The organism is Streptomyces sp. AF1A (assembly GCF_047340315.1).
Lineage (GTDB): Bacteria > Actinomycetota > Actinomycetes > Streptomycetales > Streptomycetaceae > Streptomyces.
In genome coordinates this window covers 1-16,032 of record NZ_JBLEBI010000028.1, presented here as the reverse complement: position 1 = coordinate 16,032, position 16,032 = coordinate 1, and the positions used below count along the sequence as shown (strand labels likewise).

14 protein-coding genes and 1 pseudogene are annotated in these 16,032 nt (G+C 74.0%); 7 read left to right on the top strand and 8 right to left on the bottom strand.

Annotated elements, in window-relative coordinates:
* The gene (locus tag ACLU3S_RS11780) at nucleotides 1–654 is read right to left on the bottom strand and encodes a YczE/YyaS/YitT family protein (RefSeq protein ID WP_413951728.1); all 654 of its coding nucleotides are present in this window, start codon (nucleotides 652–654) and stop codon (nucleotides 1–3) included.
* A 102-nt stretch (nucleotides 655–756) separates the two neighbouring features.
* On the opposite strand from ACLU3S_RS11780, the gene ACLU3S_RS11775 reads away from it, so the two are divergent.
* Nucleotides 757–2,268 carry a PLP-dependent aminotransferase family protein gene (locus tag ACLU3S_RS11775; RefSeq protein ID WP_413951727.1) on the top strand — a complete coding sequence of 504 codons (1,512 nt, stop codon included), beginning with the start codon at nucleotides 757–759 and terminating at the stop codon, nucleotides 2,266–2,268.
* 13 nt (nucleotides 2,269–2,281) lie between these two features.
* On the opposite strand, the gene ACLU3S_RS11770 is transcribed toward ACLU3S_RS11775, so the two are convergent.
* Both ACLU3S_RS11770 and ACLU3S_RS11765 read right to left on the bottom strand, forming a co-directional pair.
* Nucleotides 2,282–3,898, bottom strand: a complete 1,617-nt coding sequence (locus tag ACLU3S_RS11770) for a hypothetical protein (protein ID WP_413951726.1) — start codon at nucleotides 3,896–3,898, stop codon at nucleotides 2,282–2,284.
* Between the two features lie 46 nt (nucleotides 3,899–3,944).
* Nucleotides 3,945–4,139: a hypothetical protein gene (locus ACLU3S_RS11765; RefSeq protein WP_413951725.1), complete on the bottom strand. Its 195-nt coding sequence runs from the start codon at nucleotides 4,137–4,139 to the stop codon at nucleotides 3,945–3,947.
* Nucleotides 4,140–4,405: 266 nt separating this feature from the next.
* On the opposite strand from ACLU3S_RS11765, the gene ACLU3S_RS11760 reads away from it, so the two are divergent.
* Entirely contained in the window at nucleotides 4,406–4,798 is a 393-nt protein-coding gene (locus tag ACLU3S_RS11760) for an ankyrin repeat domain-containing protein (RefSeq protein ID WP_413951724.1), read from the top strand.
* Between the two features lie 299 nt (nucleotides 4,799–5,097).
* Nucleotides 5,098–6,516: a HEAT repeat domain-containing protein gene (locus ACLU3S_RS11755; protein WP_413951723.1), complete on the top strand. Its 1,419-nt coding sequence runs from the start codon at nucleotides 5,098–5,100 to the stop codon at nucleotides 6,514–6,516.
* A 129-nt stretch (nucleotides 6,517–6,645) separates the two neighbouring features.
* Here ACLU3S_RS11755 and ACLU3S_RS11750 read toward each other — a convergent pair whose 3' ends face one another.
* Genes ACLU3S_RS11750 through ACLU3S_RS11730 form a run of 5 tightly spaced genes read right to left on the bottom strand, consistent with a single transcriptional unit; the run spans nucleotide 6,646 to nucleotide 11,151 of the window.
* Nucleotides 6,646–7,515 (bottom strand): biotin-dependent carboxyltransferase family protein, encoded by an 870-nt coding sequence (locus ACLU3S_RS11750; RefSeq protein WP_413951722.1) that lies wholly within the window; start codon nucleotides 7,513–7,515, stop codon nucleotides 6,646–6,648.
* Nucleotides 7,516–7,570: 55 nt separating this feature from the next.
* Nucleotides 7,571–8,188, bottom strand: coding sequence for a 5-oxoprolinase subunit B family protein (locus ACLU3S_RS11745; protein WP_413951721.1), 618 nt, complete (start codon nucleotides 8,186–8,188; stop codon nucleotides 7,571–7,573).
* Nucleotides 8,185–8,943, bottom strand: a complete 759-nt coding sequence (locus ACLU3S_RS11740; RefSeq protein WP_413951720.1) for a LamB/YcsF family protein — start codon at nucleotides 8,941–8,943, stop codon at nucleotides 8,185–8,187. Before ACLU3S_RS11740 ends, ACLU3S_RS11745 begins: the two co-directional genes overlap by 4 nt.
* A gap of 52 nt (nucleotides 8,944–8,995) precedes the next feature.
* Nucleotides 8,996–9,826, bottom strand: a complete 831-nt coding sequence (locus ACLU3S_RS11735; RefSeq protein ID WP_413951762.1) for a putative hydro-lyase — start codon at nucleotides 9,824–9,826, stop codon at nucleotides 8,996–8,998.
* Between the two features lie 5 nt (nucleotides 9,827–9,831).
* Nucleotides 9,832–11,151, bottom strand: coding sequence for an MFS transporter (locus tag ACLU3S_RS11730; RefSeq protein ID WP_413951719.1), 1,320 nt, complete (start codon nucleotides 11,149–11,151; stop codon nucleotides 9,832–9,834).
* 161 nt (nucleotides 11,152–11,312) lie between these two features.
* On the opposite strand from ACLU3S_RS11730, the gene ACLU3S_RS11725 reads away from it, so the two are divergent.
* The 4 genes and pseudogenes from ACLU3S_RS11725 to ACLU3S_RS11710 form a co-directional block, all read left to right on the top strand.
* Nucleotides 11,313–12,014, top strand: a complete 702-nt coding sequence (locus tag ACLU3S_RS11725) for a GntR family transcriptional regulator (RefSeq protein WP_413951718.1) — start codon at nucleotides 11,313–11,315, stop codon at nucleotides 12,012–12,014.
* 394 nt (nucleotides 12,015–12,408) lie between these two features.
* Complete coding sequence (locus tag ACLU3S_RS11720; RefSeq protein ID WP_413951717.1) at nucleotides 12,409–13,938, top strand: hypothetical protein; 1,530 nt, start codon at nucleotides 12,409–12,411, stop codon at nucleotides 13,936–13,938.
* A 31-nt stretch (nucleotides 13,939–13,969) separates the two neighbouring features.
* A complete protein-coding gene (locus ACLU3S_RS11715) occupies nucleotides 13,970–14,848 on the top strand; it encodes a hypothetical protein (RefSeq protein ID WP_413951716.1) in 879 nt (292 codons plus the stop codon).
* Between the two features lie 75 nt (nucleotides 14,849–14,923).
* Nucleotides 14,924–16,032: pseudogene (locus ACLU3S_RS11710) on the top strand (hypothetical protein); the annotation flags it as partial.

The following is a 16,032-nucleotide window of genomic DNA, read 5'->3' as shown; positions in this document are numbered from 1 at the left end:
TCACGGACGCAGTATCGCCCCCGCCGGTGTCGCGGCGGAAGCGACCGCGCTGCCAGGCGCTGCCGCGGGGATGGCGAACCGCCTCAGGAACACTTGGGCCAGGGGGCCGATGGACACGGCGTACAGCACGGTGCCCACCCCGATGGTGCCGCCCAGCGCGAACCCGGTGACCACCACCGTCACCTCCACCACCGTGCGCATCAGCCGGATCGAGCGGCCGGTGCGCCGGTGCAGCCCGGTCATCAGCCCGTCGCGCGGACCCGGCCCGAAGCTCGCCGAGATGTACAGGCCGGTCGCCGCGCCGTTGAGCACGATCCCGGCGAGCAGGAGCGGAACGCGCACGGTGAGGGCGTGCGTGTCCGGGACCAGGGCGAGCGTGCCGTCCATGGCGAGGCCGACGACGAAGACGTTGGAGACCGTGCCGAGCCCGGGGCGCTGGCGCAGCGGAATCCACAGCAGCAGCACCGCCGCACCCACGACGATCGACACCACGCCGATGGTGAGCCCCGTCAGCTTCGCGAGCCCCTGGTGCAGCACGTTCCAGGGCTCCAGGCCGAGGCCGGACGCCACGAGCAGCGCGGAACTCGCGCCGTAGAGCGCGAGCCCGGTGTACAGCTGGACCAGTCGCCGTGCGAGACGGCCACGAGTGGACACGACATACCCCCCTGAGTGGTGGCGGTGGCCTGATGCGTGACACTCTGTGGCTTGGGATGTAACGCCATCCATGGCCAATCCAGGGAAGGTGGACTGATTGTCATGGCGCAGTGGACCTCGGCGATGGGAGCGGCTCAGCTGGCCCGGCTCCTCACCTCGCAGCAGGAGCGGCCGGCCGGCCCCGGCACCCGCCGTCCGCCCGCCTACCGGGCGCTGGCCGACGGCATCCGGCTGCTGGTGCTGGAGGGGCGGGTACCGGTCGCCGCACGCCTGCCCGCCGAACGCGAGCTGGCCCTCGCCCTCTCCGTCAGCCGGACCACGGTGGCGGCGGCGTACGAGGCGCTGCGCAGCGAGGGTTTCCTGGAGTCCCGGCGCGGGGCGGGCAGCTGGACCGCCGTACCGGCGGGCAACCCGCTGCCCGCGCGTGGCCTGGAACCCCTGCCCCCGGAGGCCCTGGGTTCGGTGATCGACCTGGGCTGCGCATCGCTCCCCGCGCCCGAGCCGTGGCTCACCCGGGCCGTGCAGGGCGCCCTGGAGGAACTGCCGCCCTACGCCCACACGCACGGCGACTATCCCGCCGGGCTGCCCGCCCTGCGCGCGATGATCGCCGAGCGCTACACCGCGCGCGGCATCCCCACCATGCCCGAGCAGATCATGGTGACCACCGGCGCGATGGGCGCCATCGACGCGATCTGCCACCTCTTCGCGGGCCGAGGCGAGCGCATCGCCGTGGAGTCACCCTCCTACGCCAACATCCTTCAGCTCATGCGGGAGGCCGGGGCCCGGCTCGTGCCGGTCGCCATGGCCGAGGGGCTGTCCGGCTGGGACCTGGACCGCTGGCGACAGGTTCTGCGGGAGGCCGCGCCGCGCCTCGCCTACGTGGTCGCCGACTTCCACAATCCCACCGGCGCGCTGGCGGACGCGGACCAGCGGCGCCGCCTGGTGGACGCGGCCCGCTCGGCCGGCACGGTGCTCGTCGCCGACGAGACGATGTCCGAGCTGTGGCTGGAGGAGGAGCTCGGGGACGGGGCGATGCCGCGCCCGGTGTGCGCCTTCGACCCCGCCGGCTCCACGGTGATCACGGTAGGATCGGCCAGCAAGGCCTTCTGGGCCGGCATGCGCATCGGCTGGGTGCGCGCCGCCCCCGACGTCATCCGCAGCCTCGTCGCCGCCCGGGCCTACGCCGACCTCGGCACCCCGGTCCTGGAGCAACTGGCCGTCAACTGGCTGTTCAGCACCGGTGGTTGGGAGCAGGCGGTGGAGCTGCGCCGCGCCCAGGCCCGGGAGAACCGGGACGCCCTCGTGGCGGCGATCCGCCGCGAGCTGCCGGCCTGGGAGTTCGAGGTCCCGCAGGGGGGCCTGACCCTCTGGGTCCGCGCCGGCGGCCTGTCCGGGTCCCGCCTCGCGGAGGCCGGTGAACGCGTCGGCGTCCGTGTCCCCTCCGGCCCCCGCTTCGGCGTCGACGGCGCCTTCGAGGGATATGTGCGCCTCCCCTTCACCGTCGGCGGAGCGGTGGCCGACGAGGCCGCCGCACGCCTCGCGGCAGCGGCACGGCTGGTCGAGACGGGAGGCACCGGTGCCACGGCGGAGGCTCCCCGCACGTTCGTGGCGTAGCAGGTACCGCGCCTCAGGAGCTCTCCGCCGCGCCCACCGGTGCCGTCTCGGCCACCGGCTTGGTGAGATCCATCGGCTCCGCGCGCTCCGCCGGCTCGCCGGTCCCCTGCGCGGAGCGGGGCGGCAGCAGCGCCAGCACCGCCTGGCGGTCGGCGTCGCCGGTCGCGTCGTCGTACGGGTCGGGCGTGCGCGGCACCTGAAGGCGGTGCACCGGGCCGGTCCCCAGGCGGGCGTACCCCCGACCCGGCGGCACATGGGCCGGCGGCGTGTGCGGCGCGCCCCCCAGGACGGCAGCGACCTGCTGGGGTGTCGCGGGCCCGAGCACGACACGCGCGCGCGTGTGCTGCCGTACCGCGTCGCTCAGCGCCTCCGCGCTGTCGAACTGCTCTGCCACGACCACGGTCACGTTGGCCGCGCGTCCGTGCCGCAGCGGCACCTGGAGCAGGGTCTGCGGGTCCTTGCGGCCGTCGGCCGCCGCGAGGTGCGCGAAGACGCCCGGGCGGTCCAGGAGGATCCACAGCGGGCGCCTGGTGTCCTCGGGGGGCGGGTCGCCCGCCTGTCGGGCCAGGTTGATCGCGATGAGCCGCCGCTCGGTCTCCTGCGCCACCCACTCCAGGCTCGCCAGCGCGCCGGGGAGGGCGCACTCCACGGCCAGGACGCCGTCCCGGCCGGTCAGGCACGCGTACTCGCCGGTGCCGCCGCCGTCGACGATCAGGACGTCCCCGTACTGGAGGGCCTGCAGCGCGATGGAGCGCAGCAGGGTCGAGGTGCCGCTGCCCGGGTGTCCCATGGCGAGCAGGTGCGGCTCGGTGGAGCGGATGCCGGTGCGCCAGACGACCGGCGGCACGTCGCGCCGTTCCTCGCCGTAGTCGAGGGGGAGGGTGCGCTGCACCTCGCTCGGGTCGGTGAAGCCGAGGACGGTCTCGCCGGGTGCGGTGACGAAACGCTGGGCGCCGATGTCGGTGGGCAGCGGGGGCAGGACGGTCACGGTGAGCTGGTTGCCCGCCTCGTCCCAGGCGAAGTGGTACTCGCGGCTGCGCCCGGCCTTCGCGGTCAGCAGCTGCTCGATCCGCACACGCGCGTCGGGCTCGCCGTCCGGGAAGTAGGGGGGATAGCGGACGAGGAGGTGGCGCAGGCGTCCGGTGTCGTCGAACTCGTGCCCGGGGAACGCCTTGTCCCACTCCCCGCCGTGCGCGTACAGCGGTGCGGGGTCCGCGGGAGCGGAGAAATAGGGCACCAGGGCCTCGTAGAGAGCCTGGAGCCGCTCGGCCTGGGACGCGTCGGGCCCCTCGGGGGCCGACGGGGTGCGGTCGCGGCCCTGCCAGGCCGCCGCCGCCATCAGGGTGATGACGGCGAGCAGCGGCCCGTACGGCACCAGCGCCACGACCAGGACCACGGAGGCCACCAGGAACAGCAGCGGCCCGCGCTTGTCCTTGGGGGTGTCGGCCCACTTGCGCCGCCCGGCCGAGGCGAGCAGGCGCAGCCCGCGCGAGACGGTGATCAGCGGGTGGAGGACGTCGGTGGCGCTGTCGGCCGCCGTCCGGGCCAGCTCCCGGCTCCGGGCGATCTGCGCCCGGGCGATCTGGGCGTTTTCCTTGCTCAGAATGCGGGGGAGAGGGCGCCGGGCCACTGCTGTCTCCTGTGGGTGCGTACGGGTGGGACGTGAGCGGTCGGCGTCAGAACTTGATGCCGCCGAGGAGGCTTGCCAGGCTCTCTCCGCCGGCCTTGATGCTCGGGGCGATGGCCGTGTTCGAGAGGTAGAAGCCGAACAGGGCCGAGACGCACGCGTGCGAGCCCTTGAGCCCGTCCTTGCGGAAGAAGAGGAACACGACGGTGCCGAGCAGGACGACGCCTGACATCGAGAGGATCATTGGGGGCCTCCTGGCGTTGAAGAGGGGACAGTCACCATGAGTACTTCCAGCATCACAGGATGTATCCATACGATAAAAGGTGCAACCGGGTGAATTTCGTTACTTTTCGCTCGATTGGTCCAGCGGATCCTGGGCCGGTCGGGCAGGGGACGTGCGTCCGGCGGAGCCCGCAGTGATCTTTGCCTCGGGCACAGCGGGTCATGTGAGGCGCGAGCCAGTACCCTTGCGATTCACCTGAACGGTTGTCATGAGAGGCGGTCCGGCCGATGAGTGAAGCCCCCGACCCCGAGGTCGTGGAGCTGGCCACCAAGATCTTCGATCTGGCGCGGCAGGGGCAGACCGAGGCGCTCATGGCGTACGTGGACGCGGGCGTTCCGGCCAACCTCACCAACGACCGCGGCGACTCCCTGGTGATGCTCGCCGCCTACCACGGCCACGCGGACGCGGTGCGCGCGCTGCTCGCCCGTGGCGCGGCGGCGAACGAGGTCAACGACCGAGGTCAGACCCCGCTCGCGGGGGCGGTCTTCAAGGGCGAGACGGACGTGATCGAGGCCCTCCTGGAGGGCGGGGCCGACCCCTGCGCGGGGACGCCGTCGGCCGTCGACGCGGCCCGGATGTTCGGCAAGGCGGAGGTCCTGGAACTGTTCGGCGTCCACTGACCCGAACGTCCGGACCCGATACGACACGGAAAACGGGGGAGGCGGTACGGGGCCGCCGGAAATACGGTCGCGGCAGCACACACCGCGGGTCATCATGACGTCGTGATTCACGGACGCGATGGCTGGGCAGGTGTTGCCGCACCGCGCGGACCGTGATCGGTCCGCATGGGCCACCGACGAGAGGCAGAGAGAGATGGTCTACAGCAAGCAAGAGACGGCGGGCGCTCCGACGTTGTGTCACGCGGCCAGGTAGTGCGTGTTCCCCGGTTGCGTCGACGCTTGATGTGAGGCTGTTTCCCATGTTCGATCCGGTCATAGCGCCCAGCGGTACGCTGCTCGGCCTGCTCCAGCGCGGCCGCGGCGACGGCACACTGCACGCGCTCACCGCCCCCCGCGCGGAGGCGCTCGCGGCCTTGAACCACTGTGTGCTGCGCGATCCCCGCCACGACTGGCAGCTGGAGAACCGCTCCCTGTACTACGCCCGGCTCTACCTCGACCTGAACGGCGAGCTGGACGCGGTCGAGGCGCACCTGTTCGACCCCGAGGACGTGCTCGACACCGACGAGTCCCGCACCGGCCTGGCCCTGGCCGTGCTCGGGCACCTCGCCTCCTACGGCCGGCGGGACGCGCTCGAACTGCTGCGCCGGTACGCCGCCCACGGCTCCAACTGGGCCTGGGCGCTCGACGAGCTGGCCCTGAGGGACGACGACGCGGGCCTGCGCGCCCTCGCCGCACCCGTCCTGGCCCGCTTCCCCGCCGACCCCGAGGGCGAGGCCGAACTGGCCGCAGCCGTGCGCGACGCCTTCGAGCCGCGGCCCTGGCGGCTGTGGGCCGAGGATCCGCGCGAATCGATCGCCACCCGCGTGCGTGCCGCGCAGGAGGCCGGCTGCTTCGACCGCTGGCAGCGTCAGCTGCGGCCGACCGGGCCCCGACCGGGCTGGAGCGTGCGTGCCGTCTTCGAATGGGCTCAGCAGGGCATGGAGCGCGGCGCCGCCCTCCACGTCCCGGCCGCCCGCTGCCTGGTCGCCGTGGCCGGCCCGGAGGACCGGCCCGAGATCCTGCAGGCCGCCAGGAGCGGCGGCGACGGAGCCCGGTGCACCGCACTGCGCTACCTCGCCGACAGCAATGATCCCGACGCCCCCGACCTGATCGAGGCCGCGGTGGCCGACGGCACGGCCGTCGTCGTGGAGGCCGCCGTCGACGCCTTCGAACGGATGCGCAGCGTCGCCGCCGTGGACCGCGCGCGCGGCTGGGCCCAGCGCCCCGACGCGCTCGGCGCCGCCGCCGGACGCATGCTCGCCTGCCGCGGCGGCGCACAGGACAGCGCCCTCGTCCTCGCCGCCCTCCGCGAGGCCGTGCGCGGCGACGGCCCCGACGCGCCCACCCTGTTGACCCTGGTCGACGGCGCCGGTCGCCTCGGCATCTCCTGCGCGGCCCCCGTGCTGCGCCACATCTACCGCGAGACGGCCTCCTCGCATCTCCGCGGCCGCGCCGCCCGCGCCCTGGCCGCCACCGACCCCTCCTTCGCCACCGGCTTCGCCGTCGAATGCCTGTGGGACTGCGAGGAGACCACCCGCGAACTCGCCGCCCGGCACGCCGAGACCGGCGACGCCCGGGTCGTGGAGCGACTGCGCCGCCTGGCCGTCGATCCGGCCGAGGAGGACGAGGTACAGACCGCGGTGCGCAGCCGCTTCGGACCGGACCTCTCGGCCGGCTGACCCCGCGCCCGCGCACAGCGCGGAGGGGCCGACGCCCCGCCGCATGAACACCGGGCGACGAAGCCGCCGCACGTGCTCGCGGCCCGGATCGAGGCGGAGCGGCCGCAGGGGGTGCGGTGCTGAGCCCGGTCAGCGGCGGCGTACCGCCACGAACCGGACCGGGGTGCCCGGCACCGCCTGCGCGGCCGCCGGGAGGTCGGCGGCGCGCACCACCGCGATCACCGGATAGCCGCCGGTGGTGGGATGGTCCGCGAGGAAGACCACCGGGCGGCCGTCCGGCGGTACCTGGACCGCGCCGAGCACCATGCCCTCGCTCGGCAGTTCACCGGCACGGGCCCGCTCCAGGGCCGGCCCCTCGGTGCGCAGCCCGATGCGGTTGCTCGCCGAGGACACCCGGTACGTGCGCGTGGTCAGGTCGCGGACCGCGCGCGCCGTGAACCAGTCGTCGCGCGGGCCCAGGGTGACCCGGAGCACGAGTTCGTCCGGCGGACGGGCCTGCGGGGCGACGTCGACGCGCGCGGGCGGTCCGGCCGGGCCGCCGAGGGGGAGCACCGTTCCGTCGGCGAGCGGCGGCGGGCCGAGGCCGGACAGCAGGTCCGTGGCGCGGCTGCCGAGCACCGGCTCCACGGCGATGCCGCCGGAGACGGCCACGTAGCTGCGCACACCGGCCACCGCGGCACCCACCTCCAGCAGTTCACCCGCCCGCACCACGACGGGCGCGCCCCACGCGGCCGGCCGGCCGCCGACCAGCAGCGGGCAGGGCGCTCCGCCGACCGCGACGGTCACCGTGGAACGGGGGCGCACCGCGCAGCCGTTGAGCGTCGTCTCCAGGACGGCGGCGTCCGGCGCATTGCCGACCAGCCGGTTGACGAGCGCCGCCGCGGGCGCGTCCAGCGCACCGGAGCGTGGCACGCCGAGGTGGGCGTACCCGGGTCGCCCGCGGTCCTGCACGGTGGTCAGCGCGCCCGAGCGCACGACGACGAGCGCGCGGTCGGTCATGCGTCCTCCACTGGCACGGCGGCCCCGCTGGCGGTGCGCGCGCGGGGGTGGTCGGTCATGCGTCCCCCACCGGCACGAACCGCACCCGGGCGCCCGGCGAGAGCAGCGCGGCCGGTACGCGCGCGTGGTCCCACAGCACCGCGTCGGTCGAGCCGATGAGCTGCCAGCCGCCCGGCGAGGATCGCGGGTACACGCCCGTGTACGACCCCGCGAGCGCCACGGCACCGGCCGGTACCGCGGTGCGCGGAGTGGCCCGGCGCGGTACGTCGTAGCGGGGCGGGAGCCCGGTGAGATAGCCGAAGCCGGGCGCGAACCCGCAGAAGGCCACCGTGAATTCGGTGCTCGCGTGAATGCGGGCCACCTCGTGCTCGGGCACCTTCCAGTGCGCGGCGACCGCGGCCAGGTCGGGGCCGTCGTAGCGCACCGGGAGCTCGACGAGGGCACGCGCGCGCGGGGGAGGCGGCGGTATCGCGGCAGAGGTCAGCTCGGCTGCGACGCGGGCCGGGTCGGGCAGCCCGTCGAGCAGGACCGTGCGCGCCGCCGGCACGATCTCGCGGACGGCGAGCCAGCCCTCCGCGCGGCGCCGCAGCAGCTCGGCGTGCAGCGCCTGCGCCTCCTCGACCGAGGCCAGCTCGACGAGCAGGGCCTCGTCCCCGACGGGCAACGTCCTCACGCGAAGGCCTCCACCCGCACGCCCGCCGCCACCAGCCGCTCGCGCACGCGCCGGGCCAGCTCCACCGCGCCGGGCGTGTCACCGTGCAGACACAGCGAGCGGGCGCGCACCCGGATGCGCGCGCCCGACTCCGCCGTGACGTCGCCGGAACGCGCCAGCGCGACCGAGCGCTCGACGACGGCCTCCGGGTCGGTCACCACGGCGCCGTCCCGTCCGCGCGGCACCAGCGTGCCCTCGTCGGTGTACGCGCGGTCCGCGAACGCCTCCGAGACGGCCGGCAGGCCCGCCTTCCCGGCCAGTTCCAGCAGCCGCGAGCCGGGCAGGCCCAGCACCGGCAGCGCGGCGTCGGCGAGCAGCACGCCGTCGATCACCGCGCGCGCCTGCTCCTCGTCGTGGACGACCCGGTTGTACAGCGCGCCGTGCGGCTTGACGTACGCCACGCGTGCGCCCGCGGCCCGGGCGAAGACCTCCAACGCCCCGATCTGGTAGGCCACCTCGGCCGCCAGTTCGGCGGGCGGCACGTCCATCGCGCGCCGCCCGAACCCGGCGAGGTCCCGGTAGGAGACCTGTGCGCCGATCGTCACGCCGCGCGCGGCCGCCAGCTCGCAGACCCGGCGCATGGTGGCCGCGTCCCCGGCGTGGAACCCGCAGGCCACGTTGGCGCTGGTGACGACGGACAGCAACTGCTCGTCCTCGGTGAGCCGCCAGCGGCCGAAGCCCTCGCCCAGGTCGGCGTTCAGATCGATCGCGGTCATGGTCCCTTCCGTGTCCGCCGGTTCGCGTGTCGGGTGCGGTGGCCGGTCGGCGTCAGTCGACGCCGACCAGCCGGTACTGCTCGTCGCGCGCGTCGGTCAGGAACATCTGGCCGGGCGCGTGGGTGATGGCGAACGGCGGCCGCGAGGCCATCACCGCGGCCTGCGGGGTCACGCCGCAGGCCCAGAACACCGGTATGTCGCCGTCCTGCGCGGCCACCGGGTCGCCGAAGTCGGGGCGGCCGAGGTCCGCGATGCCGAGCCCCGCCGGATCGCCGCAGTGCACGGGGCCGCCGTGCACGGCCGGCAGCAGGCTGCTCTCGCGGATCGCGGTGCGCAGGTGCTCCGGTGGCACCGGGCGCATGGACACCACCATCGGGCCGCGCAGTCGGCCCGAGGGGCGGCACTGGCGGGCGGTGACGTACATCGGCACGTTGCGGCCCTGCTCCACGTGCCGGATCGGCACGCCCGCGCGGGCCAGCGCCCACTCGAAGGTGAAGCTGCACCCGAGCAGGAACGTCACCAGGTCCGCGCGCCAGTGCGCGCGCACGTCCGTGGGTTCCTCGACCAGCTCGCCGTCCTGCCACACCCGGTAGCGCGGCAGGTCGGTGCGCAGATCGGCACCTTCGGCGAGGACGGTCGTCGTGGAGCCGGCGTCCGTGACGTCGAGCACCGGGCACGGCCTCGGGTTGCGCTGGCAGAACAGCAGCATGTCGTAGGCCCAGTCGGCGGGCACCGCGATCAGGTTGGCCTGTGTGTGGCCCGCCGCGACCCCGGCCGTGGGTCCGGCGAGGCCGTCGCGGAACCGGGTCCGCGCGGTTTTCGGGCTCCACGCGTGCGCGTGCTCGTCGGCCGTGGTGACGGGCCGGTCCGCGGTGCGCTGCACCGCCCTCACGCCAGCTCCTCTCCGCGCGTCTCGGGCAGTCCGAGCAGCGCCAGCGCCGCGAGCCCGTAGCCGATCGCGCCGAAGACCAGCGCGCCGCCCACGCCCCAGCTGTCGGCCAGGAAGCCCACCAGGGTCGGGAACACGGCGCCGACCGCGCGGCCCGTGTTGTACGTGAAGCCCTGCCCGGTGCCGCGCACCGCGGTCGGGTACAGCTCGCTCAGGTAGGAGCCGAAGCCGCTGAAGATGGCCGACATGCAGAAGCCGAGCGGGAATCCGAGCACGAGCAGCAGGGTGTTGGCGCCGTGCGGGATGTTCGCGTAGGCCAGCACGCACACCGCCGACAGCAGCGCGAACAGCCAGATGTTGGCGCGGCGGCCGAGCCGGTCGGTGAGGTGACCGCCGGTCAGGTAGCCGAGGAAGGCTCCGGAGATCAGGAACGTCAGGTAGCCGCCGGTGCCGACGACCGACAGGCCGCGCTCGGACTTCAGGTACGTCGGCACCCAGGTCGCCAGCGTGTAGTAGCCGCCCTGCACGCCCGTGGACAGCAGGCTCGCGAAGACCGTCGTGCGCAGCAGGCCCGGGACGCCGTCCCGGCCCGGCCGGAAGATGGCCAGGAACGAACCGCGACGGGGGTCCCGTTCGCGGGCCGCCGTGGCCGTGGGGGCGTCGTGCACCCGGCGGCGCAGCCACACCACGAGCAGCGCGGGTAGCGCGCCGGTCCAGAACATCACCCGCCAGGCCAGGTCCTCGTCGGCGAAGGAGAACACCAGCGTGTAGACGGCCGCGGCCAGCGCCCAGCCGACCGCCCAGGAACTCTGGACGGCGCCGAGCGTACGGCCCCGGTGCCGCGCGGACGCGTACTCGGCGACGAGGATCGCCCCGACCGCCCACTCGCCGCCGAAACCGAGGCCCTGGAGCGCCCGGAAGGCCAGCAGCGCCTCGTAGTTGGGCGCGAAGCCGCACGCCACGGTGAACACCGCGTAGGTGATCACCGTGATCATCAGGGCCCGGACCCGGCCCAGCCGGTCCGCGACCACGCCGGCCGCCGCGCCGCCGATCGCCGACACCACCAGCGTGACGGTGGTGAACAGGCCCGTCTGGCCGCTGTTCAGGCCGAAGTACGCCGAGAGCGCCACCATCGTCAGCGGCAGCGTGAAGTAGTCGTAGGAGTCCAGGGCATATCCGCCGAAAGCGCCGGCGAACGCGCGCCGGCCGCGCGGGCCGAGGGCGTGCAGCCAGCCGAACGCGCCGCCCTCGGCGGCGTGTTCACCCTTGCCCGGAAGGGAGTCGGAGTTGAGGGCCGACGGTGGAGGGGTCGTGCTCATGGGCACCTCGCAGAGGGGGACGGAGGGTGCGGGGACGTGAGCAGTGCCGTGCGGGAGTCGTGCCACGGGCCGAGCGCCGTGCGAAGCACCGTAGAGGATCGTTCAACGATCCTTCAATACCCCTGTTGTCTCGTCCTGGTGTCTGCGATTGAATTCCGGGCATGGCAGAGCAGTTGGCGGGACTGGCCGACGACCGCGCCCTCCTGGGGCGCACGAGCACGGCGGAGCGCGTTTCGGACATCCTCAGAAGCCGCATTGCCGACGGGTACTTCCCGCCCGGCACCCGGCTGTCCGAGGACAGCATCGGCGGGGCGCTCGGCGTCTCCCGCAACACTCTGCGGGAGGCGTTCCGGCTGCTCACGCACGAGCGCCTGCTCGTCCACGAGCTGAACCGGGGCGTCTTCGTCCGGGTGCTGACCGTCGAGGACGTCGAGGACATCTACCGCACCCGGTCCCTCGTGGAGTGCGCCGTCGTGCGGGGGCTGGGCGAGCCGCCGTACGCGCTGCAGGGGCTGGCCGCAGCGGTCGCCGAGGGGGAGACGGCGGCCGTCGAGAATGACTGGAAAGCGATGGGTACGGCCAACATCCACTTCCACCAGGAGCTGGTCGCCCTCGCGGGCAGCGAGCGCACCGACGAGTTGATGCGCTCCGTCTTCGCCGAACTGCGGCTCGCCTTCCACGTGGTCGACGACCCGCGCCGGCTGCACGAGCCGTATCTCGCGCGCAACCGCCAGATCCTGCGGGCGCTGCAGGCGGGGGACCAGCCTGAGGCGGAGCAGCTCCTGGAGACCTACCTGGCGGACTCCCTGAAGCGCGTCGTGGACGTGTACCGACGACGGGTGGGCGAAGAAGGCGCCTCCTGAGACGGGTGACCGGGATGACGGGCGCCTCCTGAGACGAGCGTGGGATGAAGGGCGCTTCCTGAGACGAGCGACTGGGATGAAAGGCGCCTCCCGAGACGAGTGACCCGACGGAGCACCGACCCGACGGAAGAGCGACCCGTCGGAGCGGCGTCTCGACGGAAGAGCGACCCGTCGAAAGAGTGCCCCGTCGGAGCCGCGTCCCGACGGACCAGCGATCTGAAGGGGCGGCCAGGGGGCAGCGATCCGAGGGGCAGTGATCCCGAGGGGCGCGGGGAACCGCGCGACGAGCCGCACCGGACCCGCACCCGGACAAACGACGCACGCCCGCCCCGGCCAAACCGGCGGAGCCCTCTCGTTTGGGTCGATGTCAGACCGAGGACCTAGTCTGTGCACCGTGACTTCGCCTGCATCGACGGACCGCGTTCCGCCCCAGCTCAGCGCGGGGCCGCGCCCGGCACAGGGCCCGGCCGCCGACGAGGGGCTGGCGCGTCGGCTGCGCGCGCTCGCCTGCACCGCGCCGCTGCACGACCTGGACGCGCGCAAGGCCAACCTGGCCGGCGAGTACTCGGTGTACGGCATGGCGGAGGTGGCGCTGGCCGCCATCGACCTCGTCACGCTGAACATGGACTTCGACACCGGCGCCGACCACGAGCAGATCGTCGCCCGGCTGATCCCGCGCATCGCCGCCCAGGCCCCCCACCGGCCCCCGGCCGAGCACGAGCGGGTGGCCCGCTGGGTCCTGGAGAACCTGATCAACGTCGGCAGCGTGGACCGCGGCTTCCGCGCGGTGTACGGCACGTTCGGCCCGGACGGCACCTATGTGCGTCGTGACTACGACTTCAAGCTGATCGAGGAGGTCCCCGGCCCCGGCGGCACGGTGTACCTGCGCACGACGGACGAGGCGGTCAACGTCCTGGTCGGCGCCCTCGACACCGACGTCACCAGCGCCCAGATCGCCGCCGAGGTCAAGCTGGAGGTGCTGATCAACCGTGGCCGGCTCGCCGACGCCCAGCTCGCCGCCGAGCAGGCCCGGTACCGCACGGTGCAGTACTCGGAGACGCTGCGCCGCGCCTTGGAGGCCACCCGGCGCAACGTCCGCGCGGTCGACTGGCTCAACGCCGTGCCCGACATGATCGCCGAGGCCCTGGACCACGTGGCCGACCGCTACCGCCACGAGAACGCCATCCTGACCAACATCCGCAAGGCCCGCGACGAGACCGAGGAGCCCGGGCACAAGCGCCGCGCCGCCGAGCTGGTCGACATCGTCAAGGACTGCATCCGCCGGCACACCCAGCTCCAGTCCCGCCTGCTCGAGGCGGGCCCGCTGTTCCGCGCGGAACAGGACCGGCAGGCCTTCGCCACCCCGGCGACGACCTCGGGCTTGGACCTCTACGGCCACCTGGTCGCACCGGTGCTGACCCTGCCCGCCGAGCACGCGACCCGGGTCACGGACGCGTTCTTCGCCAACGGGACCGGGCTGCGCACGCCGGTGTCCGTGCGGGTGACCGACCTCGTCGACATACTGCTGACGCCCCCCGTCGAGCGCGAGCACCTGGGCGCCGAGATGCCCGAGCCCGACCTGATCGCCACCCCGGACGACAGCCGGTTCAGCGAGGAGCAGCTGGCCGCCGCCATGGAGCTGCTCGACCTGCCCGCCGACGCCCCGCGCAGACTGTCCGGGCTGCTCGCCGAGGCCCGGCGCACCGGCGACCCGGATCTGGCCTACCTGGTCGCCCTGTTGGCGGTCCACGCGGCCAGCCCGCCCGTCGGCACCGCCTACCGGCAGGGCGAGGAGAAGCTGCTCTTCGCCGTGGACGACGGCACGGAGCTGGACGACCCCGAGTTCGGCGGGGCCGACCTGATCGTGGGAACCGCCCTGCTGGACGCCGCCGGGATGGCGGCGGACCGGACGGAAGCGGCATGAGTCACCGAGAGCGCGACAAGGAGTCCCGACCGTGAGCGAGCACGTCGAGTGGAGTGACACGGAGGCCCCGGCCCCGTCGGCATCCGCCGCCGTCACCCCAGCCGACGCCGCCGACGCGGCGCGGCTCGTCGCCTTCGGCCTGCAGCCCAAGCTGCAGCCCGCACGCGACCAGGAGTACACCGAGCTGCTGCGCCGCCACCGCGACGACCCGGCGTTCGCCCGGCTCACCGACGCCGTCGCCGCCGGTCTGGGGCTCGTGGTGCTGGAGGTGTCCACGCGCGCGGGGATGGCCGTGACCGCCGCCGAGGACTCGGTGTTCGCCGTGCGCATGGGCGACTACGCGCGTCGCACCACCGCCGACTCCGGCGACCGCTTCCTGCACGGACTCGCCCATCTCGCCGTCGCCGCACTGGCCTTCCCCCGCCCCGAGGACCTGGCCGACGACACCTACATCGGCCGTGTCACGGTCAACGGCGTCGACGCCTTCGTACGGCAGGCCTGCCGCCGTCTGGAGGAGCGCGCCGAGGAGCAGGGGGAGAACACCGACCCGGCGACCGACGCGCCGGGCCTGGAGGCCGCCTGGCGGATCTGGGCCAGACGCAGCGCCACCGGCGCCACCAAGGACGCGCGCCGGCCCGCCTCCTCCACCACCGGGATAGTGGCGAAGGCCCTGGCCTTCCTCACCGACTCGGGCTTCCTGCAGCGCACCGGCGACGACAGCGGCGGCACCTACCGCACCACGGCCCGCTACCAGCTCCAGGTCCGCGACATGGCGGGCAGCGCCGCCATGGCCGAACTGCTGGAACTGGGCGTCGTCCCGGTGACCGACGGCACGGCCAGCCTGCTGCCCGCCGAGGACACCGACGACCTGGAACTGGTGGCCGACGCGGGGCTGCCGTTCCACTCCTGACCCCAACCCCCGCACCTTTCCCTGCCTTTCCGTACCTTTCCGCACTGATACGAAGCCTTACGACGAGAGTCCGCCATGTACGAGCTGTCCCGGGTCCGCCTCTACTCCATCGGTCCCGCCGGCGCGCGCTACGCCGACACCGTGCTCGACCTGCGGGGCGTGGGCGAGCCCGTGCCCGACCCGGCGCCCACGCAGGCGGAGTTCTTCGAGGAGGAGCCCGCCGGCCCGCCGCGCCGTCCCGCGCCCGCGGGCGTGCTGTTCCTGGAGAACGGCGGCGGCAAGTCCGTGCTGCTCAAACTGATCTTCTCGGTGATGCTGCCGGGCCACCGCAACACGCTCGGCGGCGCCAGCTCCGGCGTGCTGCGCAAGTTCCTGCTCGCCGACGACTGCGGTCACGTGGCCCTGGAGTGGCAGCACGTGCAGACCGGCGAGTGCGTCGTCGTCGGCAAGGTCAGCGAGTGGCGCGGACGGCAGGTGTCCAACGACCCGCGCAAGTTCGCCGAGGCCTGGTACTCCTTCCGCCCCGGGCCCGGTCTCAGCCTCGACAACCTGCCCGTGGCCGAGTCCACCGCCGTACGGCCGCCCGCCGAGGGCACCTCGGGCGCCCAGGGCCGACGCCGCACCATGAAGGGCTTCCGCGACGCCCTCACGGAGGCCGGCAAGGCCTACCCGCACCTGGAGGTGCACTGGGAGGAGATCCACGAGCGCTGGACCGAGCACCTCGGCGACCTCGGCCTCGACCCCGAACTCTTCCGCTACCAGCGGGAGATGAACGCCGACGAGGGCGAGGCGGCCGGTCTCTTCGCGGTCAAGAAGGACTCCGACTTCACCGACCTGCTGCTGCGCGCGGTCACCGACACCCGCGACACCGACGGCCTCGCCGACCTCGTCGGCGGCTTCGGCAACAAGCTCGGCCGACGGGCCGAACTGATCGCCGAACGGGACTTCACCGCCGGCTCGGTCGACCTGCTCGGCCGGATCGTCGAGGCCGCCGACGCCCGCTCACGCGCGCGGGACATCCACGTGGGCGCCGAGCGCCGTACCCGCGCCCTGGCCCGGCGGCTGTCCGCGCGGGCCGTGCAGGAGCGGGTCCGGGCCGCCGACCTCGCCCAGCGGGTCACGGCCGCCGCGTACGCCGTCACCCACTCCGAGGGCGCCCGCGAGCGCAGCGCGCTGATCGCCGC